25 protein-coding genes and 2 pseudogenes are annotated in these 26,466 nt (G+C 60.6%); 5 read left to right on the forward strand and 22 right to left on the reverse strand.

Annotation, left to right across the window (positions count from 1 at the left end; all coding sequences use genetic code 11):
* Position 1 precedes the first annotated feature (1 nt).
* Positions 2-1,126 (reverse strand): acetylornithine deacetylase, encoded by a 1,125-nt coding sequence (gene argE / locus FJ953_RS18305; RefSeq protein WP_140523316.1) that lies wholly within the window; start codon positions 1,124-1,126, stop codon positions 2-4.
* Between the two features lie 227 nt (positions 1,127-1,353).
* Here argE and FJ953_RS18310 point away from each other — a divergent pair, with 227 nt between their 5' ends.
* The gene (locus FJ953_RS18310) at positions 1,354-2,232 is read left to right on the forward strand and encodes a GNAT family N-acetyltransferase (RefSeq protein WP_140523314.1); all 879 of its coding nucleotides are present in this window, start codon (positions 1,354-1,356) and stop codon (positions 2,230-2,232) included.
* A gap of 224 nt (positions 2,233-2,456) precedes the next feature.
* On the opposite strand, the pseudogene FJ953_RS30895 reads toward FJ953_RS18310, so the two are convergent.
* From FJ953_RS30895 to FJ953_RS18335, 5 genes and pseudogenes are all read right to left on the reverse strand, one after another.
* Positions 2,457-2,591: pseudogene (locus tag FJ953_RS30895) on the reverse strand (ACP phosphodiesterase); the annotation flags it as partial.
* Positions 2,573-3,373 (reverse strand): amidohydrolase, encoded by an 801-nt coding sequence (locus tag FJ953_RS18320; protein ID WP_318013598.1) that lies wholly within the window; start codon positions 3,371-3,373, stop codon positions 2,573-2,575. The pseudogene FJ953_RS30895 and the gene FJ953_RS18320, both read right to left, overlap by 19 nt.
* A gap of 509 nt (positions 3,374-3,882) precedes the next feature.
* Positions 3,883-4,119, reverse strand: coding sequence for a hypothetical protein (locus FJ953_RS18325; RefSeq protein ID WP_140523311.1), 237 nt, complete (start codon positions 4,117-4,119; stop codon positions 3,883-3,885).
* A 512-nt stretch (positions 4,120-4,631) separates the two neighbouring features.
* Entirely contained in the window at positions 4,632-4,769 is a 138-nt protein-coding gene (locus tag FJ953_RS18330; RefSeq protein WP_224656193.1) for a hypothetical protein, read from the reverse strand.
* A 254-nt stretch (positions 4,770-5,023) separates the two neighbouring features.
* A complete protein-coding gene (locus tag FJ953_RS18335; RefSeq protein WP_140555432.1) occupies positions 5,024-6,034 on the reverse strand; it encodes an SDR family oxidoreductase in 1,011 nt (336 codons plus the stop codon).
* Positions 6,035-6,205: 171 nt separating this feature from the next.
* On the opposite strand from FJ953_RS18335, the gene FJ953_RS18340 reads away from it, so the two are divergent.
* The 3 genes from FJ953_RS18340 to xth all read left to right on the forward strand — a co-directional run bounded on the left by FJ953_RS18340 (position 6,206) and on the right by xth (position 8,597).
* Positions 6,206-6,421 carry a hypothetical protein gene (locus FJ953_RS18340; protein WP_140523309.1) on the forward strand — a complete coding sequence of 72 codons (216 nt, stop codon included), beginning with the start codon at positions 6,206-6,208 and terminating at the stop codon, positions 6,419-6,421.
* 1,206 nt (positions 6,422-7,627) lie between these two features.
* Positions 7,628-7,810: a DUF3606 domain-containing protein gene (locus FJ953_RS18350; RefSeq protein ID WP_140523303.1), complete on the forward strand. Its 183-nt coding sequence runs from the start codon at positions 7,628-7,630 to the stop codon at positions 7,808-7,810.
* A gap of 10 nt (positions 7,811-7,820) precedes the next feature.
* Positions 7,821-8,597, forward strand: a complete 777-nt coding sequence (gene xth / locus FJ953_RS18355) for an exodeoxyribonuclease III (protein WP_140523301.1) — start codon at positions 7,821-7,823, stop codon at positions 8,595-8,597.
* A gap of 215 nt (positions 8,598-8,812) precedes the next feature.
* Here xth and FJ953_RS18360 read toward each other — a convergent pair whose 3' ends face one another.
* Positions 8,813-9,688 carry a hypothetical protein gene (locus tag FJ953_RS18360; RefSeq protein ID WP_224656195.1) on the reverse strand — a complete coding sequence of 292 codons (876 nt, stop codon included), beginning with the start codon at positions 9,686-9,688 and terminating at the stop codon, positions 8,813-8,815.
* Between the two features lie 559 nt (positions 9,689-10,247).
* On the opposite strand from FJ953_RS18360, the pseudogene FJ953_RS18365 reads away from it, so the two are divergent.
* Positions 10,248-10,685, forward strand: a pseudogene (locus tag FJ953_RS18365) (transposase); the annotation flags it as partial.
* Between the two features lie 496 nt (positions 10,686-11,181).
* On the opposite strand, the gene FJ953_RS30550 reads toward FJ953_RS18365, so the two are convergent.
* The 15 genes from FJ953_RS30550 to FJ953_RS18440 all read right to left on the reverse strand — a co-directional run bounded on the left by FJ953_RS30550 (position 11,182) and on the right by FJ953_RS18440 (position 26,357).
* Positions 11,182-11,346 carry a hypothetical protein gene (locus FJ953_RS30550; protein WP_181165429.1) on the reverse strand — a complete coding sequence of 55 codons (165 nt, stop codon included), beginning with the start codon at positions 11,344-11,346 and terminating at the stop codon, positions 11,182-11,184.
* 63 nt (positions 11,347-11,409) lie between these two features.
* Positions 11,410-12,450, reverse strand: a complete 1,041-nt coding sequence (locus FJ953_RS18375) for a GTP-binding protein (protein WP_140523298.1) — start codon at positions 12,448-12,450, stop codon at positions 11,410-11,412.
* A complete protein-coding gene (locus FJ953_RS18380; RefSeq protein ID WP_140523295.1) occupies positions 12,443-12,775 on the reverse strand; it encodes a hypothetical protein in 333 nt (110 codons plus the stop codon). Before FJ953_RS18380 ends, FJ953_RS18375 begins: the two co-directional genes overlap by 8 nt.
* 183 nt (positions 12,776-12,958) lie before the next feature.
* The gene (locus tag FJ953_RS18385; protein WP_140523293.1) at positions 12,959-14,173 is read right to left on the reverse strand and encodes a sugar ABC transporter substrate-binding protein; all 1,215 of its coding nucleotides are present in this window, start codon (positions 14,171-14,173) and stop codon (positions 12,959-12,961) included.
* A gap of 30 nt (positions 14,174-14,203) precedes the next feature.
* Positions 14,204-15,214 carry an ABC transporter permease gene (locus FJ953_RS18390; RefSeq protein ID WP_140523290.1) on the reverse strand — a complete coding sequence of 337 codons (1,011 nt, stop codon included), beginning with the start codon at positions 15,212-15,214 and terminating at the stop codon, positions 14,204-14,206.
* Positions 15,214-16,188, reverse strand: coding sequence for an ABC transporter permease (locus FJ953_RS18395; protein WP_140523288.1), 975 nt, complete (start codon positions 16,186-16,188; stop codon positions 15,214-15,216). The genes FJ953_RS18390 and FJ953_RS18395 overlap by 1 nt, the downstream gene beginning before the upstream one ends.
* A gap of 2 nt (positions 16,189-16,190) precedes the next feature.
* Positions 16,191-17,726, reverse strand: coding sequence for a sugar ABC transporter ATP-binding protein (locus tag FJ953_RS18400; RefSeq protein ID WP_140523285.1), 1,536 nt, complete (start codon positions 17,724-17,726; stop codon positions 16,191-16,193).
* A gap of 318 nt (positions 17,727-18,044) precedes the next feature.
* On the reverse strand, positions 18,045-18,944 hold the full coding sequence (locus tag FJ953_RS18405) for a polysaccharide deacetylase (RefSeq protein ID WP_140523283.1): 900 nt from the start codon (positions 18,942-18,944) through the stop codon (positions 18,045-18,047).
* Positions 18,945-18,985: 41 nt separating this feature from the next.
* Positions 18,986-19,750, reverse strand: coding sequence for a FadR/GntR family transcriptional regulator (locus FJ953_RS18410; RefSeq protein WP_224656196.1), 765 nt, complete (start codon positions 19,748-19,750; stop codon positions 18,986-18,988).
* An 84-nt stretch (positions 19,751-19,834) separates the two neighbouring features.
* Complete coding sequence (gene fabG, locus FJ953_RS18415; RefSeq protein WP_140523280.1) at positions 19,835-20,584, reverse strand: 3-oxoacyl-ACP reductase FabG; 750 nt, start codon at positions 20,582-20,584, stop codon at positions 19,835-19,837.
* Between the two features lie 29 nt (positions 20,585-20,613).
* Positions 20,614-21,669 (reverse strand): ABC transporter ATP-binding protein, encoded by a 1,056-nt coding sequence (locus FJ953_RS18420; protein WP_140523278.1) that lies wholly within the window; start codon positions 21,667-21,669, stop codon positions 20,614-20,616.
* A complete protein-coding gene (locus FJ953_RS18425) occupies positions 21,666-22,601 on the reverse strand; it encodes an ABC transporter ATP-binding protein (RefSeq protein WP_181165428.1) in 936 nt (311 codons plus the stop codon). Before FJ953_RS18425 ends, FJ953_RS18420 begins: the two co-directional genes overlap by 4 nt.
* 97 nt (positions 22,602-22,698) lie before the next feature.
* Entirely contained in the window at positions 22,699-23,709 is a 1,011-nt protein-coding gene (locus tag FJ953_RS18430; RefSeq protein ID WP_210239621.1) for an ABC transporter permease, read from the reverse strand.
* Positions 23,709-24,632 (reverse strand): ABC transporter permease, encoded by a 924-nt coding sequence (locus FJ953_RS18435; protein WP_140523273.1) that lies wholly within the window; start codon positions 24,630-24,632, stop codon positions 23,709-23,711. The genes FJ953_RS18430 and FJ953_RS18435 overlap by 1 nt, the downstream gene beginning before the upstream one ends.
* A gap of 63 nt (positions 24,633-24,695) precedes the next feature.
* A complete protein-coding gene (locus FJ953_RS18440; RefSeq protein ID WP_140560030.1) occupies positions 24,696-26,357 on the reverse strand; it encodes an ABC transporter substrate-binding protein in 1,662 nt (553 codons plus the stop codon).
* Positions 26,358-26,466: the final 109 nt, after the last annotated feature.

Consider the following 26,466-nt stretch of genomic DNA (forward strand, 5'->3'; position numbering starts at 1 on the left):
GCTATGCGGCTAGGCGCGTGCCGAGACGCTCGATCATGCTCCGGCAGGCAACAAGTTCGCCGATCTCGATATATTCGTTGGCACGATGAGCCCGGCTGATATCGCCGGGACCGCAGATGATCGCGTCGATGCCGGCCTGCTGATAGAGGCCAGCCTCCGTGCCGTAACTTACCGCAGGCAGCGGCTCTTGCCCCGTCAACTCGGCCAGAAGGGTTGTCAGTTCACTCTTCTGCGGGAGCGAAAGACCGGGATACGCGCTCAACTCATGCCACGCCACGTCAAAGCCGCTGTCACGGAGAGCGATTAGCTGGGCCTTTACCGGCTCAAGCAATGATGATGGGGAAACACCCGGCACGGCACGGAGCTCGATATCGGCGGTGCAGCGATCAGGGATGATGTTGACGGCTTGGCCGCCAGCGATGACACCAACCTGCAATGACGAGTATGGAGGCGCGAAATCCGTGTCGAACGGCCCATCCGCAAGGGTCTGACCATAGGCCACGATCTGCGTGACGAGACCTGACATTGCATGCACGGCATTCAGTCCCAGCTCGGGCCGTGAAGAATGACCGGACCTGCCTATCACCTCGAGCCGCGCGGCCGCCTTGCCTTTGTGCCCCCGCACGGCTTCCATTCGGCTCGGCTCACCGATAATCGCGCCAAGCGGCTTCTCGCACAGGCTTGGCAGGGCGGCGATGAGATGCGGCACACCACGGGCACCCGCCTCCTCGTCATAGGAGAATGCGAGATGAATGGGCCGCTGCAAGTTCGTCGCCGCAAGCCGCGGCAGCGCAGCCAGCACGCAGGCAAGAAAGCCCTTCATGTCGGAGGTGCCTCGGCCATGAAGCCTGGCACCATCTTGGCGCAGAACAAAGGGATCCGAGTTCCATTCCCGCTCACCGGCCGGCACGACATCCAGGTGGCCCGACAAGATGTAGCCGCGGGCACGCCGCGGCCCGATCGTGACAAACAGGTTGGACCGGTCGCCTTCGGGGCCGCAAAGGACGGTCGTTTCTGCTCCGGCCGCCTCGCAATATTCACGCACCCAGTCGACGATCGCGCCGTTGGGCGAGCCCACGACCGAGGGGAACGCGATCAGCGTCGCTAGAATTTCTTCGACATTCACCGGGCGCCGCTCCACTCGCAGTTCGCTGGATGCGACAAGTGTGGCAGCAGGCGAGAGCATTCCGTGCCGAATGAAGCTATGCTTTGGCCGAAGATTTCGAATATTGGCCCGGAACCAGCGAAACCTGCTGGCTTTCGGGTGTAATCATAAGGCAAAAGACGGCTGCGGCACCGTCAGCGACGACAGGACGTGCTCGCGAGTTGGATATAAGGAGCAGGTCGACTGAAATGCAGAGATCAGTGCGCCTGAAGTCTTTCGAACTGGTCGCGCGGGACATCGATGATGTTGACGTCGAGTTGCTGCACGCGCTGTCGATCTCAGTCCGCTGGCCGCATCGGCCAAAGGACTGGGATATTCTGCGCCGCGCCGGCCGCGGCATTGTTGCCGTAGACGGCATTGGTCGGGTTTTCGGCAGCGCGATGTGGTTTCCGCAAGGGGACGATTTCGCCACCATTGGCGTAGTGATCACAACGCCCCGCACGCAAGCGCAAGGCGGTGGCCGATGGCTTATGGACCAAGTGCTTGAGCAGTGTGGCGATCGCAATCTGGCGCTCAACGCCACCCATGTCGCCTATCCTCTCTATGTCTCACTTGGCTTCACGACCGAGGCCATCGTATATATGCGACAGGGGGAGGTTCCGCTGGTACTCCCGGCCATGGCTGATTTGGAAGGTGAATTGCAGACGCTGCCGAGCGACAGGCTGAATGAGATCATCGAGCTGGATACGCGCGCGTTTGGAACAAACCGCGAGAGGCTGCTCGCATTGCTCTCAGCGGATGCCTCGATCTGCACTTTGAGCCGTGGCGGCGAGATCGTCGGCTACTCCATGTGTCGCGAGTTCGGGCGTGGCTACGTGATCGGCCCGATGGTCGCGCGCAGTGATCTGGACGCGGTCCATCTCACAGCCGTCCATCTGAGAAATCTTGCAGGACGGTTCGCCCGAGTCGATACCCGGGAGAAGGATGGCATGTTTGCCGCGTTTCTCGAGCAGTGCGGCCTTGGCATTGCCGAAACCGTTACGACCATGTCCAAAGGGCGTCGCTTCCTGAACCGGGAAGAAAACGGACCGTGGGTTTATGGATTGGCTGGCCACGCATTGAGCTGACTGCGGCACCACAATGCGACCGAAAGACGCCACTGCAGATTGTGGTAGTGCATTTCCACGACTATGCCTTCGTAGTGGCATTTCTGGGTTACCCGTTCCCTTGAAGATATCTTCGGTGTGGGCCATCCGCCATCAATCACTCTCGCATTGTTGCGAAAGGCAGCAAGCAGGCCGCCCTTCCCTCAGCCTCCGGATCGCAGCCGTCTAGGGGCTCCGTGACAACATCAGGCATCCTTTGGAAGCACCTGAAGGACCCGTGCGATGAACATATGGAACTCGGCCATGTAGTTGCGCAAGAACTCCTGCGTGGATTCGACTGTGACTTCGCCGCCGTCCGTGATCAGGCCCGGCGTGAACTGGTGCCGGCCTGCAACACACCGACCGTGACCACTGCCGCATCGGTGGCGGCAACCTCGCGGGACACGATGGTCTGAAGTCGCAGGACGACGGATGCCGCCATAACGGCGGGATCTATACTCGCTTGCGGCATCGACCCATGGGCCCCTCGTCCGAACAGCCGGATTTGAAGGCTGTCCGCCGCGGAGGTGATTGGCCCGGCGCTGCCGGCGACGGTGCCGGCGGGACCGACCATGACATGCTGGCCAAGCACGACATCAGGCGTGGGGAAGCGTTTAAGCAGACCGTCATCGATCATGGCCTGGGTGCCTTGGGCGGTTTCTTCACCAGGCTGGAAGACGGCCATCAATGTACCCTTCCAGTCTTTGCGCGTCTGCGCCAACAGCGTGGCCGCACCGACAAGCCAGGCGACGTGCATGTCGTGGCCGCACATATGCCCTACCGGCACCGTGTTCCCTTCGGCGTCCGTCGCCGTGACCTTGCTGGCCAAGGCGAGGCCCGTATTCTCGGCGATCGGGAGCGCGTCCATGTCGGCCCGCAGCATCACCGTCGGCCCCTTGCCGTTGCGGAGCAATCCCACCACACCCGTCTTGCCCACCCCGGCTGTTACCTCGTAACCGGCGTTCTTGAGCCTTTCAGCGGCAATGCCCGCTGTTCGCGTCTCCTGCATCGACAGTTCCGGATGGGCGTGAATGTCTTTGTAGAGCGCCTCAAGATCGGGCAGCAGCCTGCCCATGTTCGACAGGACGGCGGATGTGTCCTCACGAGAAGTATGCTTCTTCATGACAATCTCCTGCCGACGGCTTGGACAACCGGCCTTTTAAGCCTTCGATGGCCCAGCGGAGTAGACGATGATCATTGCTGTCCCCTGTATCGACAGCAAGTCCGATTCCTATGATCAACCAAATCGTGACCTCATCCCGATACGGTGCCGGTGTTCCGGGCGAAGCCTTCATGCGTATTTGCAAGGGCTCGGCCTCGATGGCTTAGTCGCCTTGTGGCGATGTCAAAGATCAGTTTCGGGGGGCGAACTGTCCACTCACCAGTCATCCTTGATCGATTTCCATAGCTGCGAGCTTGGCTACTTGCTCTGCCAAACGATCGCAGGGAGGCGAAACGTACGGATACGCTTCCCGGAGGGCCACTGCCCGTGCGGCTAGTTACGTCGGTCTTGTCCGCGTCGTGCACGGCTTGGCAGCAGCAGGCTTATTTCGACCGTGCTCCCGGCAAACGACATCCCAATACAAATTTGCATTTCGGTCCGCGATTAGACGGCCGAGACACTACCATATCTTAGCGCGAGCCAAACGCCGGCATTCGTGACGTCCAGATCGCCAAGCCGATGATGACGATTAATATCCAAAAGAGCGAATTGAAGAGCATGCGAACAAGGTCGCGGTTTTGGTCCTTGGTAACGCCAAGCCGATCCGAGATCGAGATAATGTCACCGGGCGCGATCAACAGCCAGATTATGAGACGAACGAGTCTTGCCATGCAATTCCTTGCCTCTCCAGCCAGATAGGAAAGCATCAACCGGCGCTCAAGTCGAGCGTGCCACACACGAAGCATGCACTGGCTCGCGCCCGGTCGGGTTCGCATCATTCGAAGCAGAGATGAGACCAGTTCGGTGAAGAGAAAGCTGCGATCTTTGCAAGTTGTCCCGAACTCGGCATCCCTCGCCAGGCGATCCCGCGCTTGCCCGACCGGGTTCAAAGGTTTGTGTGAAGCTCGATAGCCCTCGGGGCCGGATCACGGAACGTGGTCTGTCCTGCGAAACACATATCATGCCGCCGACATTCCCCTTCGTGCTGAGAGCATCGATGAGACCGGGCCCCCTTCCCTTCGGGCTTTCCAGTTCCAGGCGCGATAGCGGGCCGTGGTTGTACTCGTGCGTCACCCGCTGAACGGTCTCCTTCTGCGCTTCACGAGGCCGGCGCTTTCGACTGCATGGCCATGACAAAGCTCCTTCCAAACTCGGTTTTGCCTTTGCCGTCGATGGCTGACGTGAATTCTATTGAAGAACGGAAGCTGCCCTCGGCGCCTCACCAGCGAATGACGATCACCTTATCTCTCCCGCCGCCCAGTTGGATCGCCTCGGTGCCATCGGACTTGCGGCTACCAATTTGAGCGTCGTCAACGATTTCTACCGCAGTAGGATTCATGCCAAAGGCTTCGTCCACTTCGGCGCTGCAGACCAGCGTCCGGCGGTAAATCCTTGATCTGCTCTAAAAGCTCGCGAACGGTCATTTCGCACCTGTTTCGTGGAAGTGGAAGACACAGATCGCAAACTGCCCCCCTCGCGAAATGTTCCTCCTGCACGGCGAATATCCCCGCAGGCGGAGCTGATGGCATCGCTCAGCCGCTCAGCGGATCTTGCGGGCGACGAGGTGATGAAGGATCCGCTTGGGAGCATCACCTTTGCCCCTTTGTTTGCTTATGGCTGCCCCTGGCCGCCGCCGGACCCGTAGATATTTCCGGTTGCGAAGCTTGCATCGTTGGCTGCCAACTGCACATAGATGGAGGCCAGTTCCGCCGGCTGACCCGGCCGTTCCAACGCAGTTGTGCTGCCGAATTTCTTGTATTTTTCCTCCGACGCGCCGCCGCTTATCTGCAGGGGCGTCCAGATCGGTCCCGGGGCCACGCCGTTTACGCGAATACCCTTAGGTCCGAGCTGCTTCGCCAACGACTTCACGTAGTTCATAGTCGCGGCCTTGGTCTGAGCGTAGTCGTAGAGCTCGGGCGAAGGATCGTAGGCCTGTTCCGAGGTCGTTCCGATTATGCAGGATCCTGGCTTCAGATGCGGCAGCACCGCCTTGATGATCCAGAACGGCGCGTAGATGTTGGTCTTCATTGTAGCGTCGAAGTCCTCGCTCGTTATGTCGAGGATGGAGGGTTTCGCCTGCTGCCGGCCGGCATTGCAGACGACGATATCGAGCCCGCCGAGCTGCTGCAGGGCGTCGGCAACCAATTTCTGGCAGAAAGCCTCCTCCCGCAAATCGCCGGGAAGCGCGACTCCGGTCCTGCCGGCATCTCGTATAAGTTGGATCACCTCACTCGCGTCGGGCTCTTCCGACGGATAGAAGTTGATCGCGACATCCGCTCCTTCGCGCGCATAAGCAATAGCGGCGGCCCGGCCCATACCGGAATCGCCTCCCGTGATCAGAGCTTTGCGACCCGCAAGCCGGTCTGAACCCTTGTAGCTGGTCTCTCCGTGGTCGGGTTTCGGCTTCATGTCGCGTGCCAGGCCGGGCCAGGGCTGCGTCTGTGCTTCGAATGGCGGCTTCGGGTACTTGGAGCGGGGATCTTGCATCGCGGGTCCGTTCTCTGAGATTTTGGTCGTTGTTTGCTGGGCGCTGGCCGTACCCGAGACGCCGGCCGCTATTCCGACTCCTGCTGCCGCCATGACTTCACGTCGGGACAATGAACGGGGACGGTCTTTGGTCATTCGACTTCTCCGAGGCGCGTGAAACGTCCGAACCGCCTCGGCCTGATAAGGCTCCTTGGTCCGATCGAGAGAGCCCGAGGAGGGCCGCCATGTCATCTTTTCTCCACGGGATGGCGAATTTTCTCCACGGGATGGCGAATGGCTGGGCGGCTGGTTGCGCAGGAGGTCCGATTGACCGCGAACCCAAGAGCTCTCAATGCCCGAGATAAGGAAGCAATGGAGCAAATCATCGGCTATGACAGCCGAAATTACCTCGACTGGGAGATCGGCAGTGCGTACGAGGCGATCCTGCTGGCGTTGTGGGCCCACAGAATTTCGCCCACCCAATTGACCGCTAGCAGAGTTCTTTGCCCGTTAGCGGCAACGCATCTTCGTCCAATGATTTGAGCCGGCCGATCCGGAGCTCGCGGCTGGTGATTGATCTAATCGGTCTGCACGACCGACATAATTTCACCTTTGACAAGCGCCTGGGGATTACGCGGCCTCTTCCGTCTCAGCGTAATTGACGGGATTCTGCAGGTATGACGGGTCGAGCCGTCGAGCCCAGTTCCTCTCAGCATCGAGCAGTTCATCCTCCTCAGTCAGGCCGTTCATAAAGAGCCTGAGGACGTGCGCAGCAATGCGCGCTGCTTCGTTCGAAGCAGGGGCTACGCCGCGCTCTTTGCAGACGGAGTGACAAACGTGGGCAAGCATAACAATATCGCTCGGCCCCAAAAAACGACCAGGATACAACATACCGTTCTCTGCTCAAAAGCTACTGATGGCTACCGGTTACGCAAGGTTACCAGCAGTTACAATTAACTATGATAGTCATGCACCTCGACTTTGCGAAACATCCATTGCGCCCTCGAAAGGGCGTCAGGTACCAGCAGCACTGAGGCCGAGCCGGACGCTGGGCTGATCTGGCTGCTCGGGAGAATGTGAGAGAGCCTGAAAACTTGGACGAAGTGAAGCCGCTGGACCCGGGAGCGGCAGTCCCGTGCGCTCTGTGGCCGCGGCTACCAATGCGATCAAAGCGTCCGTCATCGATCCTTGAATGCCGGCCGATCGCGCAAGCTCCAAACATTGGCGTCCGGTTCAAATGTCGCGCCGACCACCCGCTCCTTCTCCTCCGGCCCAGCGCCGGCGCCGCTCGACCGAGGTGATCACTTCAATCTGATGCTTCGTCATAGGGCTACTCCTAGTGCTGGCACTAGAACTTGCAGCCCTTCAGCCTATGTCAGCAAGGCTGCTTCACCGGATGGGTACCGGATTTCCAAAGAGGACATTCGTGCTTCTCGCGGTCGCTCGCCTCGCCATGTGTATATCGAGGAGAGATCGCCGCGATCTCCTATTCATTTCACCTGCACTTCGTCATTCCCGTATGGACCGGTATGTCGTCGATCAGCGCGCAGCGCTGGAACGGACGAAACTGAGGCAGGGGGTAATGTCCGGGTAGAGGGCGGCCTCTACGGCCGGCATGCGGAACCCGAACACATAGTTCGATCCAATAGCCGGCCCTGACTTTCAGTTCCACACTACGCGCCGATGAATTGAACCGGAAGAGTCCGGCCGCGTTGTTGGGAAATCGAAACGTAATCCTTGGAGGAAGAAATGGCCGCTACTCAAACAACTCGCGGGCGCAGCCAGGACCGCGCAAAGGTCGCTGGCGGGCAGAATCATGAGGTGAAATACGAGGCGGGCAAGAGTGGGGCAAGCAAAGCCGACGTCAAATCGGCCGTGAAATCGGTCGGCAACAGTCGCAAGAAGGTCAAGGACAAACTCGGAAAGAAATGAGCCACGACAAATGGTTCGGATTGCCACCTTCAATGTGAACGGTGTCAATGGACGGCTGCCCGTGCTCCTCAAGTGGCTCTCGGCCACCAACTACGACATCGTCTGCCTCCAGGAACTAAAAACGTCCGACGAGAAATTTCCGATCGAGGCCATCCGCGAGGCGGGGTACGGCGCCATCTGGCATGGCCAGAAATCCTACAACGGAGTGGCCATTGTAACTCGAGGGATGGACCCGGTTGAACGCCGGCGCGGCTTGCCTGGCGATCCTGATGACACTCACAGCCGCTACATCGAAGCCCAGGTGGACCGGCTCGTTGTCGGCTGTCTCTACGTGCCCAATGGGAATCCAGCGCCTGGTCCCAAGTTCGACTACAAGCTGCGCTGGTTCGACCGCTTGATCAGCCACGGCCAGGACTTGCTCAAAGCGGGAGCGCCGACAGTGCTGTGTGGAGACTACAACGTCGTTCCAACTCCGATTGACGCCGTGGTGCCGCGACGATGGCTCGGCGATGCGGTTTTCTTCCCCGAGAGCCGGCAAGCCTATGCCGAGATGCTTGAGGATGGCTGGATCGATGCGGTCCGGCGCATCCGCCCGGAGAAGGGGGTCTATACTTATTGGAATCACTCCTATGGCGGCGGCTACGACAAGAGTTCTGGCCTGCGAATGGACCATCTGCTCGTCAGTCCATCGTTGTCGCCCAGGCTTCGCGATGCCGGCGTGGATGTTGGGACGCGAGGGTGGGAAAAGCCCAGCGATCATGCGCCGGCTTGGATAGAGCTCGACTAGTCGATTTTGACGGGGCCAAGTTCAGATGTCAGCAGGTTCACGCCTTTGTCCGAAACTTGTCGCATATTTCGGACATGTCCTTGGTTGAGCCTGACAGCAATTTCCGTACGCGCGTGCTTGCACGGATCGAGTCCAAACCCGACGAGGTATGGACCCGCCGACTTTGCAGACTTCGGTGGAGGCATCGAGAAGAGCCTCAACGGTGGCAAACAGGGTCACACTCGACCTCGCCGTCTTTCCAACCCACGCGCCGCCTTTCGTGCGACCCTGAGGTCATCGAGAGTTGGCTGCCACCAAAGCGCGTCACCAATCTCCGTCTTGGTTCGCGAGGGCCAGGTCTTGATGAGCTCATCGAAGGCGGCGGGACGCCACCGACCCCAGACATAGTCATGGTGGTCTGGAAAGTCGGCGTACTGGGTACCAAGAATGTCGCCATCGACGGGCTCGCCATCGCACCCGATGAAGACGATGACACCGTAGCCCCGTGTCATTACCGGCCGGCCAAGCGGCGGAAGATCGTTTGGATCCAGCGGATAGCGCCTGCGGCGGCGTTCCGTGGCATGGGCGCGAGACGCCAGTTCTTGCGGAGACCCCTGCCTCTGCGCCGCGCGCTGTTTTCGCGCTTCGGGCTCGTTGCGAAGAGCGGCAGCCTCAATTTCCGCCCAGCGTCGATGCAGTTGTTCATAGGAGCGATATGGCACTTTCCAAGCGTGCCTGTCGGGATCCCAGGACGCAAACGGCACGTCGCGCATCACCTTCACCACCGAGCGAGAATATGGTGTTTGCACCTCCAGCCGATCCTGGTGCACGAACAGGTACTTGGAAACGATAGGATCGAAGGCGTAGGCGTCGCGTCCTCTGCTGTCAGCATGCACGCTCGATCCGGCGAGTTCTTGCTCCATCCAACGATTGACGCGCCGAGCTGCGGTCTTTCCCGGGACAAACCAGGCCTTGAGTTGATCGCTCCAGCGGGCCCGGGGAAAACTCTTCCGGAAGCGTTCGACGGTGGTCCGATCAAAGGGGAAGGACGCCGGCACGCCCGTTGAGACATTGTCATTCGAACCTGATCCATCCGTTCTCTTCATGATCATGGAGCCTTCACCGCATCTCTGACAGGAGAACGCTTTACGAAGGCGCAAGTGCCCTTCGCGCCGATGTCGGCAAGAACTCCCAGATTGCAGGAGGCGAACGTACCTTTGCTTACTTCGCTAGGGCCTGGGCGATAGCGCGATCGGCGATCCAGCGCGCAATGCAACAGGATCTGCGCTTTTCGTCCGGAAGCCCGAGAGGCCGATCAAGCTGGATTTGCACCAGCTTTCTTAATTCGAGACCGAAATCGAAATTCAACAGTGCCAATTATGTGGACCTTCTCGAGCACAGACACCTGACCGTTTCCATTCATCGCCCAAGGCCAGTTTATCGCTGGAAAGCCAAAGTGCGGGAATTCAGGAGAAATGGCCGCTGGATGCGTTTTTTCTGAAGGGGGTTGTCGAGGGGAGATACCCATGGCTGCACCAGTCTGTCGGCGCTGCCAAATTTGCAGATCGCATCCAGGACCTTTCCAACGACATTCCGGAGCTATGTGACATTATGGAGGCGTTGCTTGCCGCCCGACAGAAACTTCGCGAGCAGTTCACGGTGCTGCATGAAAGGTTGTTGTCGATCGTGAAGGATGACACGGTTCTGCAGGCGGTTGATGACCGTGCCTGGTATCGGCCCTGTCGTTGCGCTGGCTTTCAATGCCACGGTCGACGTTCCTGCACGCTTCAAGAACTCGAAAGCCGTAGGTCCGGCTCTCGGGTTGACGCCGCGGTTGCATCAATCAGGCGAGGACAATCGCGTCGGACGTGTTTCCCTGTGCGGTGACGCCATGATGCGGACGCTGCTTTATGAAGCCGCGCAAGTCTTGCTGACGGTGGTGAAAAAGTGGTCATGGCTGAAAACTTGGGGATGAACATCGCCAAACGTCGAGGCCGGCAAAGGGCGACCGTTGCCCTTGCTCGCAGAATGGCTGTCATCATGCACAGAATATGGTCCGACGGCGGTGAGTTCCGCTGGGCGCGAGAGGAAGCGACGGGGGTGATATAGCCGGGTCCACCAAACGAAAGGGAGAAGATCCGATAACGGGATCCGCCAAGGGCGGATACATGTCCTTCGCGGGACGGAGGATGAAGAGAGGACGTGCCGGGACTCGTTTCCACCGCGGCAACGTGGTGAGAACGCTGTTTAGATTGTCCCCTTCATTCCAACTGATCCCATGCTGGGAGGGCCAAAGCGCCGATCCCGAAGAGAAGCAGGGCCTCGCGAAAGACATCAAATGCCCATGGTAGAGGAAGCTTGAAAGCGATTGACTTCAACACACCGAATAGAGAAGTCCCGGCATTTGCTGGAGCGGATTGAGAGTGAAGCGCTCGGGCTGGGAAGCTCATGCCTTGCAGATGAACTCGTAGGGGGTGAGACTTTGAGGGTTTCGAGTCTGCGACCGAAATTGTAGGCCGCGACCAAATCGGCAAGATGCCGACGCAGTTGGGCGTGATCGTGGTTCTGGGATGCCGCACCGAGCCGCAGCGTGTATGAGAGGCGCTCAACATCGCGTCGGCCGCGCCGCGCTTGGCGGTTTGTGTCTTCTGAGCGGGGAGCGGCTTTCGCTTGGGACGAAGGCAGCGTGATGCTGATCATCGCCGCCGCGCTTCGGTCGCCGATGACGCATGATCATCAGCAGCACCAGCATCGCCACGATGATCATCATGATCGGCATGCCAATGACCATCGCCGCGGTCGGTTGGTCCGTGTGGGGTACATTGGCGCTCGGCTACGCGCCGCCGATCACCATGACTTTGGGCTGGCTGGCCAATGCGAATGCAGCGAATGAGCGCTGCACCCGTTCTAAATCGAGGCCGTCGGCAATGATGACCAGCCGCGATGTGCGGTCTTGGCTCGGCCACGCCTCCATATGTACAGGAGGATGAACGAGATGCTGCACACCGTGGACCGCGACCGGGCGGTCTTCACCTGCGATGTTCAGGATGCCCTTCACCCGAAGGACACGCTCTCCATGTCTGTTGAGCAGCATGGTGAGCCATAAGCCGAACGCGGTCCAATCGACTTGCTCGTCCCAGACCAGGACGCAGGATGCGATCGCCGCTTGATGCGCCTGTCCGTCGGCAGTCGCCAACACGGCAGCCTCCTCGCAGAAGAAGCCTGACTGCGATTGCAGCTGGCTTGCACGGGCTACAGTCTCCTGCTCGAACAGATCTCGTGCGCAGAACCCGGAGCGGACATTCAGTATCGGGGCATCCGGATTGATGCGCTCCAGCCGATCTGCAAGTCGCCCGATTTTGGCGTCGTCAGCGAGATCGGTCTTGGTCATGACCAGCCTGTCGGCAATGGCCACCTGACGATTGGATTCGATATATCGGTCGAGGTTGGCAATCCCGTTCATGACGTCGACGGTGGTCACCACATTTCCCACGATGAAATGGTGCTTCAGCATCGGATCGGATTTTAGCGTCGAAAGAATCGGAAATGGGTCAGCCAGCCCCGTACTTTCGACCACTACCTGCCGGAACGGGGATATCTGGCCTCGCTCCCGCTTCGAATATAGATCGCGGATCGCGTCGGCCAGTTCACCGCGCACGGTGCAGCACACGCAGCCGGACTGAAGCAGTACCATGGTTTCGTCAATTCGTTCCACCAAGTGGTGGTCGAGCCCAACCTGGCCGAATTCATTGATGAGCACGGCCGCGTCCGATAGATCAGGGTCATCAAGCAACCGTTTCAGAAGCGTCGTTTTGCCCGAGCCGAGAAAACCTGTCAGCAGGTGGACCGGGGTGAAAGGCGGTAGTTCAGCCATCGCGACCGGCTTCGAAGCTTGCGATGACATCGGCCTCCAACGGATCGCAAGTCCTGCCCGAAAGACGCTCCGCAGCCTGCCATAGGTGTCCGAGATCGTTGATGATCTCGGTCTTGCCCGTTCGCGTTGAAATGACAAAGGCCGTCCCCTGCCAGTCCGCCAGCCGCATGCCGAAGGAGGCCAGGATGAGATTAGCTATCCTGACGCGATTGGCGCGCTCACGGCGCCGGTCAACGTTTTCGACGTTGCGCGTGTAAACGCCGGGCCGGGCCACGGCATCGGTCCAATGTTCGTTGCTGCCTAGAACGCCGCATAGCGAGCACATGATCTGCTCCTTGGATGACCGTCTTCGGAGACCGTTTGACCCCGACAGGGCCTTACAGTTCCTCTGTAGGTGGTTGCCCTGCCTGGCGATGCCAAGTCCCCCCTGCCTGGTCTACCGCAGGCTTCGACCAGAAGAAGAACGCGGTCTCGGAAATGCCGAGGCCGCGTTCTTCTGTCGAGGAACTCAAGGGGCCGGGATCGGCTTAACCTTGTTTGGCTCCAGCCAGCCCTTGGTCGGCTCACATTTTCCGCAGTTGATGCCGGGCAAATTGTCGGCGTAGGTCACGTCGGGCAGATCCTTGATGGTTGCGCCCGGCGTGGGCGTACCATCTTGCACCGACTTCAAGCTGAGTTCGGGCAGCAGATCGCCGTTCAGCGAGGTGTCGATGAAGAGCGGTGGCACCTTGTCGGCAGGGAAAGTGTTGCAGCCGTCAACGAAGGTCTCACCCTGGCAGAGCTTCACATCCTGCGGCTCAACCCATGGCAGCGGATATTCGATGTTGTTAGCGGTTAGCTTCTTCTTGCCGGTCACGACTTCCATCATGAGCTTGAAGGCGTAGCCGCCAACGGCCGGACCCGCGCTCGAGGAGACGCCTTTCAGGCCCTTGGCCTGCATTGCCGGATCCGCCATCGCGAGACGATAGCCGTTGTTGGACTGGCCGGCAATCACGACCAGCTTGTCGGGACGACTGTTGATGACGGCTTGCAAAGAGCCAAAGGTGCCGTCAACCGTCCAGATACCGTCGACGTTGGGGTGCGCGGCTAGGATCTTGGCAACCTCCTCCTGCGAGGTCGCGTCGTTCCAGTTGCCATAGAAATCGCCGACGATCTTGATGTCGGGATATTTCTTGAACACGCCATAGGCCTGTTCGTCATAGGTCTTGGTCACGGTCGTGCCGGCGACGCCGTGGTTGAAGATCAGCTCTCCCTTGCCGCCCATCTGGTTCACCATCCACTGCGCCGTATTGGCGCCGTAACGGGCGGTGATGTTGGAGACGTTGTGCGCGCAGGACTCCGTAACCGTACTGTCGTATGTGAACACCACGACGCCTTGATCGCAGGCTTGCTTGATGGTGCGGTTGAGCGCAGTCGGCGAGAGCGGATACAGAAGAATGGCGTTGGCGCCTGCCGCGATCATGCTCTGGAGGTCAGATATCTGCTTCTGCACGTCGGTGCCGGAGATAATGGTCTTGAACTCTACCTGGTTGTCGTAAGGCGGGGTCGAAGCCAGTGCCTTGATGCCGTTGGCGGCGCTCGCCTGCCAGGTGTTGCCGCTGTAGCTCATGTTCAGGAACACCTTGTAGGTATCCTGGGCATTCGCGCTGGATGTCCCCAGACCAAGCAACGTGGCGGCGATGGCCGCCCGGCCGTAAGTCAGTCTACGCGAAGCGTTCTTCATGTTCTTTCTCCCATTTGAAGCGACCGCCGACTAACGGCTTCGCAGATTGAGCCGCCCACGCTGGAGCAGCAAAGCGATGATGATGATCCCGCCCTGCACCAGGTCGCGGAATCCCTGCGAGAGGCTGAGCGTGGTGATGACGGTGGACAACGTGCTGAGGAAGAGCGCGCCGGCAAGAGTTCCGAGATAGATGCCGGAGCCACCGGTGACCCGTGCGCCGCCGATGACGACGGCGGCGATGGAGGGCATCAGCAGCGCATCGCCCATGTCAAGCGTCGCGCTCGAGGAATAGCCGGCCAAGAGGATGCCGGTCATTCCGGCACAAAGGCCGCTGATGGCATAGACTGCGATGGTGAGCGCGGCGATCGGCAGGCCCAGCACGTTGGCCGCGCCAGGGCTGCTGCCAATGGCGTAGAGCTTGCGGCCTTCCGCGCTCTTGTTCTGGAACAGCCAGGCGAACACCGCAAAGACGATTATGAAATAGACGGGGTAGGGTACCCCCAGCCAGCGGGAGCTCATGAACTGCTGGATCGCAGGAGCGACCGATTGTTGCGAATTGCCCGCGGTGAAACCCAGCGCCACCCCGAAGAATGTGATGCCGGACGCCAGCGTCACGATGAAGGGCGGGATCTTGGCAATCGCCACACCGATGCCGTTGATGAGACCGATGCCAAGACAGCACAAGAGGGTAAGCGGAATGGCGTACAGCAGCGCGTCGTTGCTGCCGCGCGTAAGTTCCGCGATCATCATGCCGCCGACACCGATGACCACGCCCAGTGACAAGTCGATGCCGCCCAGAAGGATCACCAGCCCCTGCCCGAACGAAGCGACCACCAGGAAGATGGCGGTAACCAGTATGGCGGTGAGCTGGTCGAACGAACCGAAATTGGGACTGGCGATCTTCGTGCCGATGACCAGCAGCGCCGTGGCGGCGAACACGGTGATCGGCGGCACAAGGTCCGATGAGACAAGTGCGCGGCGCGCGCTCTGCGCGCCGTGCTCGGACGTCTGTGCCGGGGTCGTAATGTCCTTGTCGGTCATCAGGCTTCCCTTCTCGCGGAACGGCGCGCCAAATAGACGGAGGCTTGGCCGAAAAGGATTGCCAAGATCATGATAAGTCCGTTGAAGATGTTGGTGTAAAAGTCAGCCACGCCGAGCGCGAACAGCATCTTTTGCAACACCGTCAAAATACCTGCACCGGCCAGCGTGCCGACCACCCCGCCGCGACCGCCGAACAGGGACGTGCCGCCGATCGCGACCGCCGCGAACATGAACAGCAAGAAGGAATCGCTGATGCGTGGATCGCCCGAACCGATCTCGGCGCTGAAAACGAAGCCGGCCATGGCATAGAACAGGCCGGCGGCCACGAAAGCGAATAGCCTGGTGGCGCGGATATTGAGCCCCGAGAGCCGCGCGGCCGTCTGATCCGTGCCGACCGCGTACATTGCTATGCCCATGCGCGAATGCTTGAGCAGAAACCAGAAGACGAGCACCAGCACCAACAGGATCGCCGGCACGGGAATGCGTAGAATGTCGCCGGTGATGCCATAAGCGATGGATTCCACCACCTCGCCGCCAGGTGCCGGAAGGATGAGGAGCGCGATGCCTTGGCATGCGATCAGAGAACCGAGCGTCACGGCGAGCGACTGCAGTCCAAAATAGGCGACCAGTATGCCGTTGAGACCACCGACCACGAGGCCGACCAACAGAACCAGGCCGAAGCTGCCAAGGGCGCCCGCATCGCCGCCACTCACCGTCGCCACCACCACATTCGCGATGGCGATCACACCGGGGCCCGAAAGGTCCAGCTCGCCGCATACCACGACGAGCGTCAGTCCCGTTGCGGCGAGGGCGAGTACGATGGCGTTGTTGAGGAGGTTACCGATGCCGAACAGCGAGAGTGCCGAAGGCTCGTGGGCGGCATAGACGGCGAACATGACGATAAGCAGGCCGATGGCGGCGACCGCTCCGTTGCCTAGAATTGTCAAGCGGCCGCGAGGCGTATCGGATGCCATCGTTACGCCCCTTGGGCGGCAGGCCGCCGCGACCCGTCGCGATAACCGGATGCCAGCGACAGCATACGGTCCTGTGAGAGATGGTCGCGGCCCAGCTCGCCGGCAATCGAATTGCGGTAGAGAACGAGGCAGCGATCACAGAGCTGAACGAGTTCGTCCAGTTCAGTCGAATAGAACAGGATCGAGCCGCCATCGCGCACGAACGCGCGCATCATGGCGTATATGTTGCGCTTGGCGCCGACATCGACACCGCGCGTGGGATCGAACAACAGCAGGCACCGCGCGCCCGTTATCAGCGCCCGCGCCAGCACCGCCTTCTGCTGGTTGCCGCCCGAAAGCGCGCCGACGTTGAGGGGCAGGAGCTGCTTCGAAAGGTTCACTGCCGGGGTTACCTGCTCCACCAGCCGCAGCTCGGAAGATCTGTTTACGAGCTTGAATGGGCTCACCTTGTCTATCACCGGCAGCGAGATATTCGCCTGCGTGGTGAGATCGTGAAACAGTCCTTCGGACTTTCGTTCCTCCGGCACCAGCACCATGCCGAGCCTACGCGCCGCGCGAGGCGAGCCGACCGAAGTCGCCTTGCCTGCGATCGAGATCGTGCCCTCTCGCAGCGTCGACAAGCCCACCAGCGACTTGAAGAGACTGGACTGCCCGTGACCCTCCAGACCCGCCACACCAAGAATCTCGCCGGGAGCCAGCGAGAAGCTGATATCATTGACGCCAGGGCCGATCAGGTGACCGACCTCCAGCGCCGGCGTGGCGCCGACGCGAACCGCCGACGGCGCCTTCTCCGCGGATTCAACCACGGAGCGACCGGCCATACTGCTGAATATCGCTTCGTCGCTCATGGATTCAACATCGCTTTCCAGCACCTTGCGGCCGTTACGCAGGATAACGCAGCGCTGGCACAAGCGGCGGATCTCGTCGAGCTTGTGGCTTATGTAGAGCACTGACGTGCCGCCACGAACAGCGGCATCGACCAGCTTGAAAAGCCATTCACGGTCGGAGAGCGCGGCGGTCGCTTCGTCGAGCACCAGCACGGCCGGGCGGTGCCGCAGCGCACGCACGATCTCGACCTTCTGGCGCATGCCGAGCGGCAGATCCTCGACCAGCCGCCGGGGCGCGATATCCGCCACGTCATGGGCTTGAAGAATCTCAGCCGCCTCACGCTCGATGTTGCGCGCCGACACCAGACCAAGGCGGTTGAGTGCCGGGCGCGGCAGGAACAGGTTCGCGGCCACTGACAATGTCGGAATCAGGCTGAGTTCCTGGAAGGCGGTTGCTATGCCGGCCAAGCGGGCGTCCACAATGCCCTGCGGCTTGAAAGGAGCGCCGCGCAATTCGATGGAGCCGGTATCAGGTGTGACGACGCCACTCAGTATCTTCACGAGTGTCGACTTGCCGGCGCCATTTTCGCCGAGCAGACCGCACACTTCGCCGGAGCGCATTTCAAACGAAATATCCTCAAGCGCAATCGTGGCACCGTAGCGCTTGGACACGGATCGGAAATCAAGGACGTTGTGCGTTCTATCCTTCATTCCACCTCTTCCCAGTCTTCCCTATTTGGTCAGACCAAGATTGGAGCTAGCACGCCTTACCCGCCATGACAATTAAGAAAACTTGCAAGAAAGCTTGAATTTTCAGCACATTTGGTCTGACCGGAAATGGGTGGTCGAAAAGCAATGCGAAGGGCACCAAATCCACCATCAATTCTGCTGTTTCCAGCAGAATTGACGGGAGCTGCCATCGGCGAGATGACACAGAAAGTATAATCAATCCGATCTATCGGGTCTGACCACTCAAGCGAACCGGGCCGGAGACCGCGCGGCGATCCCGGCATAGTACGCCGAAGCCGCTCAGGATTTGGGACGTGCCTTGCCGCTGCGCGGGAAGCGCTTGCCGAAATCGGCCGCGATCTCTTCCATCTTGACGAACTTCACGCCCTCGAAGCCCTTCATATAGTCATGGAGCCGTTCGTGCATCTTCAGCACATGCGGCTTGCCCGACACGTCGGGATGGATCGTCAGCGGGAACACGGCATAGTCGTAGTTCTCGTAGACCCAGTCGAACTGGTCGCGCCACATCTGCTCGATATCGCGCGGGTTGACGAAGCCGTGACTGTTGGGCGAGGCCTTGATGAACATCATCGGCGGCAGGTCATCGAGATACCAGGATGCCGGTATCTCGATGAGATCGGTCTCCTCGCCTTGCGAATACGGCTTCATCCAGCTGGATGGATGCTTGGAATAATCGATCTTCGTCCACTGGTCGCCGACCGTCACATAGTAGGGGTGATGGTCGTTATGCATCAGCGAGTGGTCGTAGAGCAGCCCCTTCTGCTTCAAAAGCTCATTTGTTTTCGAGCCGAACTCCCACCAGGGAGCGACATAGCCGCGAGGCGCCTTGCCGCAAAGCTTGGTGATCAGGTCGACGCACTTGTTGAAGATGGCCTCTTCCTGCTCGGGCGACATGGCGATCGGGTTCTCGTGGCTGTAGCCATGCATGCCGATCTCGTGGCCAGCGTCCGCCACTTCCTTCATTTCGTCCCAAAAGCTCTCGATGGAATGACCGGGGATGAACCATGTCGTCTTGATCCCCCACTTTTCGAACATCCGAAGCAGCCGGAGGCTGCCGACCTTGCCTGCGAAGGCGCCGCGAGAGATGTCGCAAGGGCTGTCCTCACCGCCGTAGGAACCCAACCAGCCGGCGACAGCGTCAACGTCCACTCCGTAGGATACAAACATTTCTTTCGGCATCTCTCTTCCTTTCGTTGTTCATGTCCCCGGCCGAAGGGCGTCTAGGGTAGTTGCGAGGGTGGAAGACCGGCCCGGCTTCCCGCCATGCTGATATGTTTGCGCATGTAGTAGTTGGCGCCATCGGGATCGCCCATGGCAATCGCCTCCAGGATGCGATCATGCTCCTGCACCGCGAACAGCAGATTGCCCCGCCGCTCGGTGGGCAGGCGCTGGCTCTCCAGCAGCACGCTCGCGAATGTCTGGTGCATGTCCACCAGCAGCTTGTTGCGCGAGATGCGCATGATGAGGTTGTGGAAATCGAAGTCCGTCTGCGCGTAGGAATTGAGGTCCTTTTCGCGCGCCGCGTTGCGAAAGGCGATCGTGCATTCCTTCAGGTCGGCGATCTCCTGATCGGTATGGGTCAGCGCCGCGAGCTCGGCGGCGTAGGATTCGACGATGTAGCGGAACTGATAGACCTCGCTCAGCGAATAACGCGCCGCGAAGCGCCAGGACGGAGTTGCCGGTGCGCCGGAAGGGTCGGCACAAACGAAGCCCCGCCCTCCCTCGCGCGCAACGATCTCGCCGATGGTGGCGAGGATCGACAGAGCCTCGCGCAGCGTGGCGCGGCTCACATTGAGGTCGCGGGCCAGGTCGCGCTGCGGCGGCAATGTATCGCCTGGTCGCAACCTGCCGTCGCGGATCATCGACTGCAAGGCGGCCACCGTTGCCTGGGCCACACCGCCGCTGGCTTCCCGGCGCTCGCGCCGCAGGTCGGGCGGCTGTAAGGCCGCCGTCTTTCCATCATCACTAAGATTGCGTTTCATCATGGCTAGGCCCCAGCGTCAGCAGGAATTGTCGCCACATAGCTAGAACAAGATACATTTGGATGGAACCATTCAGCCCGCGGTTGATCAGAGCATGACATCGCCGCCGTTCGGATTCATGGTCGCGCCGATGTAGTAAGCGCCCTCCTCCGACGCCAGCAGCACGGCGGTGGGAGCGATTTCGTCGACATGGCCGGCGCGGCCGATCGGCAGTTCGCCGAGCTTGCGCTTCTTCCATTCCTCCGGCAGCGCCTTGAATAGCTCCGTTTCGATCGGGCCGGGACAGATGGCATTCACGGTGATGCCGTCGCGCGCCACCTCATAGGCGAGCGAGCGGGTGAAGCCGATGACACCGGCCTTGGCGGCCGCATAGTGCGCCATTTCCGGCGCGCCCTTGTGACCGAGCTGCGAGGCGATATTGATGATGCGGCCGAACTTGCGGGAAATCATCGGCTTCAGCACCGCGCGCGTGCAAAGAAAGACGCTGCGCAGGTTGACGGCCATCATCTGGTCCCACATGCCGGTGCTCATTTCGGCGACGACGGACGTCGTGTCGATGCCGGCATTGTTGACCAGTATGTCGATATGGCCGAGCGCCGCCTCCACCTTCTTGACGGCTGCCTCGACCTGCGCCTCGTCGCTGACGTCGGCCGCGACGGCGAAGGTCCTTGCACCGAAATCAGCAAGGGCGGAGATGCGCGCCTCGGCGGCCTCGAGTTTCAGGTCGAGAACGGCCACGTCGGCGCCCTCGCGCGCGAAGGCCGTGGCAATCGCGCCACCGATGCCGCGTGCGCCTCCCGTGACCAGTGCTTTCTTTCCAGCGAGACGTCCTGACATGCTTGGTTTCCCATTTCCTGGTTGATTGACTATCGTAGCGAAGACGCGAGACCACCGGGCGCCGGCCGGCCGAGGATGCGTTCGGCTTCCTTCATGAACACGTTGAAGGTGTCGGAGGCCGGCACCGAAGCGGCGACGTCCTTGTGGCGAAAGCAATGGACCGTGTGCCGTTCGCCGACCGTCTCAGCCGGCGGCATCTCACGGCGGCAGCGATCGATGACGAACGGGCAGCGCGATGCCAGGAAGCAGCCCTGGGGCAGATTGATCGGGCTCGGGATCTCGCCTTTGAGGCTGACGCTGCTTTCGATCTTGAGATGCGGATGCGGCAGCATGACCGACGACAGCAAACCACTGGAATAGGGATGTTGCGGGCGATTGAAGACCGTTTCGGCGCTGCCCTGCTCAACGATCATGCCGAGATACATCACCGCGACGCGGTGGCTGATGAAGCGCACCGTGGAGAGGTCGTGGGAGATGAACAGATAGGCGGTGTTGCGTTCGCTCTGGATGCGCCGCAGCAAATCGATGATCTCGGCGCGGGCGGTCGGGTCGAGCGCCGAGGTCGGTTCGTCGAGGACGACGAGTTCGGGCTCCGTGACCATGGCGCGCGCTATGCCGACACGCTGCTGTTGCCCGGAAGGCAGCTCGGAAGGATAGGCGTCGAGCAAGTCGGTATCCAGCCGCACCAGGCGCAAGGCGTCGGCCGTGCGGCGGCGCCTCGTTTCGCGGTCGAGCTTTAGCGGCAGGAGCGGCTCGCAGATCGTGTCGCCGATCTTCATGCGCGGGTCGAGCGACTCGTTCGGTTCCTGGAATACAAGCTGAATCTTGCCAGCCAGCTTGCTCTTGTGTTGATGGCGCTGCGCCAGGTCGGTGCCGCGGAAGCGAATGTTTCCGGCGGTCGGCTCGATCAGGCCGACGATGCAGCGGCCGACCGTGGTCTTGCCTGAGCCACTCTCGCCCACGAGCCCCAGTGTCTCACCCGGCTCGATGGTCAGGCTGACGCCGTTGATCGCCTGTACCACCTGCTTGGAGCCGGCAATGGGGAAGCGCTTGTAGAGGTTGTCGATGGTCAGGACGGCGTTCATGCGTGCCTCACGGGGAAATGGCAGCGGACGAAGTGGCCCGGACCGATCTCGGCGAAAGGTGGCCGCTGTGCGCGGCAAACCGGCTGAGAGATGGGACAGCGGTTGGCATACTGGCAGCCGGTGGGCGGTTCGCGCCGCCGGCCAGTGTCCGGCACGCTCCAGCTGTCGCGCAGCCTGGGGCTATGGGAGAAGGCTGCAAGCAGCATCAATGTGTAGGGATGCGCGGGCGCGAGGAAGAGAGCCTCGCGCGGCGCGATTTCGACGATTTCGCCCGAGAACAGCACAGCGATGCGATTGCAGAAATGCGCGGTGATGCCGACGTCGCGGGTGATGAACAGCATGGCGCTGCCATGCTCCGAGGCAAGCTTGGTCAGCAGGGCCAGGATCTGCGCCTGCACCGTGACGTCGAGTCCGCTGGTGGCGTCATCCGAGATGATAAAGGCCGGGCTGCAGATCAGCGCCATGGCGATGACGACGCGCTGCGCCATGCCGCCGGACAGTTCGTGAGGATAGGCATCCATGCGCCGTTCCGGGTCCGGTATCTGCACGTCGTGCAGGATCTTCAACGCCATGCGCCGCGCCTCCTTGCCGCCGACGCCGAGATGGATCCTCGCCATCGCGGCGATCTGGTCGCCGACCTTGAGCAGCGGATTGAGCTCAGCGCGGGGATTCGGCACCACGACCGAGAGACGGCGGCCGCGAAGACGGCGGAGTTCGGATTCGGACAGGCTGAGGATCTGGCGGCCCTCGAAGTGGACTTCGCCGCCGGCGATGCGGCCCGGCGATGGCGGCAGCCCGAGGATGGAGCGGGCGAGCGTCGTCTTGCCCGCGCCACTCTCACCGACCAGGCCAACGATCTCGCCAGGCTGTACTGCAAGGTCGATGCCCTTCAGCACCGCCTTCGGTTCGGCGCTTCCGGACGGGAACGTCACGCGCAAGTTCCTGATGTCGATCAACGGCGGCTTGTCGCCGCCGGACGCGTTGCGCGTTTTGCTTATGATTTCTGCTGCGCCCAATGACATTCTCACATTAATTGCTGATCCGCGGGTCGAGCAGGAAATAGATGAGGTCGACCGCGATGTAGACGATGAGGGAGAAGATGGCGGAGAAGAGCACAAAGCCCAGAACCGGATAGATGTCCGAATTCAGCACACCTTGCACCGCGTATTGCCCCGCCCCTCCCCACGAGAACACGATCTCGACGAGCACCGCACCGCCGATCAGGAAGCCGTAGAGCACGCTGATAATGGTGACGATCGATGGCAACGCATTGCGCAGCGCATGGCGCACGACAAGGTTCTGCGGCACCCCGCACAAAACTTCAAAGCGGCTGAAATCGGAGTCCAGCATCTTCTCCATCGTCGCCTGCGTCATCTTGAGGATGGGACCGGCATTCAGGAGCCCGAGCGTCATCACCGGCAGGACCAGATGCGCGCAGGCAGACCAGAAGGCCTGCAGGTCGCCGGCGAGAAGCGCGTCGATGGTGAGGGCTCCGGTGACCGGCGCCGGCGGTATGACGATCATGTCGATACGGCCGAGAGGCGCAGGCGCCCAGCCGAGCACGGTATAGAAGATGAAGATCAGCACGAGGGCGAACCAGAAGTCCGGTAGCGCACCGGCACTCAAGCCATAGAGATCGGACAGGCGCGCGATCCAGCCGTTTGGCTTGCGCGCCGCATAGACGCCCAGCGTTACCCCAACGATGATAGCCAGGAGCAGCGAAAGCGTGACGAGTTCGAGGGTCGCCGGGAAGCGCTGAAGCAGATCCTCGAGCACCGGCCGCGTTGTCTGCCAGGAGGTTCCCAGGTCGCCATGCAAGAGATTGCGCACATAGATCAGGAACTGCATGTAGAGAGGCTGGTCGAGCCCGAGCTGCTGGCGCAGTGAGGCGATGGCCGAAGGCGTCGCCGTGGGCCCGAGCATCAGCACAGCGGGGTCACCCGGAATGCTCTTCACCAGCAGGAAGCTCACGAGCACAATGCCCAGCAACTGCGGGATCACGAAAATCAGGCGCTTGGCGAGATAGGCCAGGATGCGCATCAGGCGCCCTCCGCCGGCCGGTCGACCCGGCGGCGATGCTCGCGTGCATCGCTCAGCAGCTGCCGGCGCTTGGACGGATCGGCCAGGACCTCGATGGACGCGCCGACCAACGAGAAGCCGAATACGGTGATCGCGAGCATCGCGCCGGGGAACATGGACGGCCACCACTGGCCGGTCACCACGTTTTGAAAGCCCATGGCGATCATGCTGCCCCATTCAGGTGTCGGCGCGCGCACGCCGGCACCAACGAAGGACAGCGCCGAGGTCAGCAGGATGCCCCAGCCGACATTGACCGATAGCTGCGCCAGCACCGGCGCCATCGCATTGGGAATGATGTGGCGCCGAATGGTCTGCATGTCCGACAGGCCATTGACCTGCGAAGCCTCGACATAGCGCATGGAGCGGATGCTGAGCACCTGCGAGCGCATGAGACGCAAGTAGATCGGCGCATTGACGAAGGCTATGGCCAGAACCACCGTCTGGATGCTCTGACCGAGGCTGGCAACCAGGGCGATGGCGAAGACGAAAATGGGAAATGCCTGCAGCACGTCGGCCGCGCGCATGACGGCGAAGGATAGCCACACGCGAATGCCGCGCCCGCTGCTGTAGAAACCAACAACAGCACCGATCGAGCCGCCAATCAGCGCCGACAGGAGCGTGCCCAGTATCGCGATCGTCAGGTCGATGCGGGGCGCGTAGATGGAACGACTGAAAATATCCATGCCGACATTGTCGGTGCCAAAGAGATGGGTGGCATCCGGCGGCTGCAGGAAGCTGGCCGAATCCGCCTCGGTCGGCGAATAGGGTGCAATGGCCGGCGCGAAGATCGCCAGCAGGGTGATCGCGATGACGATCAGATAGCCGATCGCAAATCTCGGCCGGATGACCGCCAGCCTCAGGAGAAGGCTAAGCTTCGAAGACATCTAAGATCTTTCCGATACACTAACTTGTCCCCGGAGGCGGCAGCCTCCAGGGACAAGACCTCATCAGCCGCGGCTGAAATCCTGGAACCGAAGATTATTGGACGTGTAGTAAGTGTAACCCTTGAGGTTCGCCTTACGCGCCAGCGTGTATTTCGGATAAGCAATGAAGCCCCAGGGCGCTTCGTCCATCAACGTCTTCTGCACCTCCGAGTATTTCTGCTTACGCACATTGTCATCAAGCGTGGCAAGACCGTCCTTGATCATCTGATCGACGCTCTTGTTGTCATAATTGGAATAGTTCACGTAGCTTTCGGAGTTGAAGTAGAGGTAGGTCGAGTAGCCCGGATCCGGCGTCCACGGCGAATCCAGATAGAAGATCATCGGCTTGGCGCGCTTGGTGACGTTCTCGTAAAACACGCCGGCCGGCAGCTTCTCCAACGTCAGCTCCACGCCGATCTGCTTTAGCGCGGTCTGGATCAGCAATGCGATCGGCTCCTGCGTCGGGTCGCCGGCGTTGTAGGACAAGGTGGTCGCCAGGTTCTTGGCGCCTGCCTTGTCAAGAAGCTCCTTGGCCTTGGCAAGATCATAGCCGTACGCGAAGAAGCTTTCATCCGCCATCGGGTAGATATAGGGCATCGGCGCCTTCTGCTCGTCGGCATAGCCGTAGTAGATGGTGCGGATGATCTCGTCGCGCGGGATAGCGAGGTTGATGGCACGGCGCACGTCGACATTATCGAATGGAGCGATCTTGGAGTTGAGCTCCAGCCAGATCATGTAGGACGAATTGACGGCATCCACCGCCACGTTCTGCTGCTTCTTCAGCGCCTCCAGTTCGCGCGGCTGCAGGAACTGTGCGATGTCGACCGCGCCGCCCTGCAGCAGCGAGAAACGACTGGCCGACTGCGGCACTTCGCGCATGATGACGCGCTTCATGAAGGGCTTTTCATCCCAGTAGTCTTCGCGCGCCTCGAACACGGCTTGTTGACCGCGCACGAGCTGGGCAAGGCGATATGGGCCAAAGCCAGCACTATCGTTCTTGAGGAAATTGACCGCCCACGGGTCGTCGGAGCCACCGGCTTCGGCGCATTTGGTGGCGTCGTAGATCGGGTTGGCGAGGTTACACTGCTGCTTGAGAAGCAATGGATTTGGCTGTTCGAGATTGAAGGAGACCGCATAGTCGCCTTCCACCTTGATCTGGTCAGGCGTCTTGAGACCGAGCACCGCGGTCTGGAACAGGCCTTGCCCCTTGAGGTTGAACTTGCGGTCCCAAGTCCATTTTACGTCCTTGGACGTGAACTTGTTGCCCCAGTTGGAGACGACACCCTCGCGTAGCTTGAAGGTCGCCTTGCGGCCATCGGGGGCCACTTCCCAGCTTTCCGCCAACCGGCCGCGCAAGGCGAGGTTGTTCGGCTTGTCGGTATGGACGCCGGTATCCTCCCGCAGCACGCCGGGTGCATTGGGATCATCCATCTTCTCATAGCCAAGCATGTACTCGTAGAGCGCACCGAGGGAATCGATGGAGCCCAGGCTGACGTCGAACTCGATGTCGAGGCCCTGGGGCGTCGCGGGCGCCGCGATCACCAGCGTACTGTTTGCGTCCTGCGCGAAGGCTTCCCCCAAGCGGCCGGTCGATGCAGCAAGTGCGGCACCGCCGAAGGCGGCAGTCGTTTTCAGGAACTGACGGCGCGTGGGCGCCAACCGAATTCTGGTAAAATCATCAACCATCTCTCGTTCCCCATTGGTTGCGCGAATACGCTTCGTTATCTTTCCGCTTTTGGACAGACCAAAGAGCGTAACTGACATTAATGGACAAATTGGCCTGACCGTCAATCAC

The organism is Mesorhizobium sp. B2-3-6 (assembly GCF_006442305.1).
Classification (GTDB): Bacteria; Pseudomonadota; Alphaproteobacteria; order Rhizobiales; family Rhizobiaceae; genus Mesorhizobium.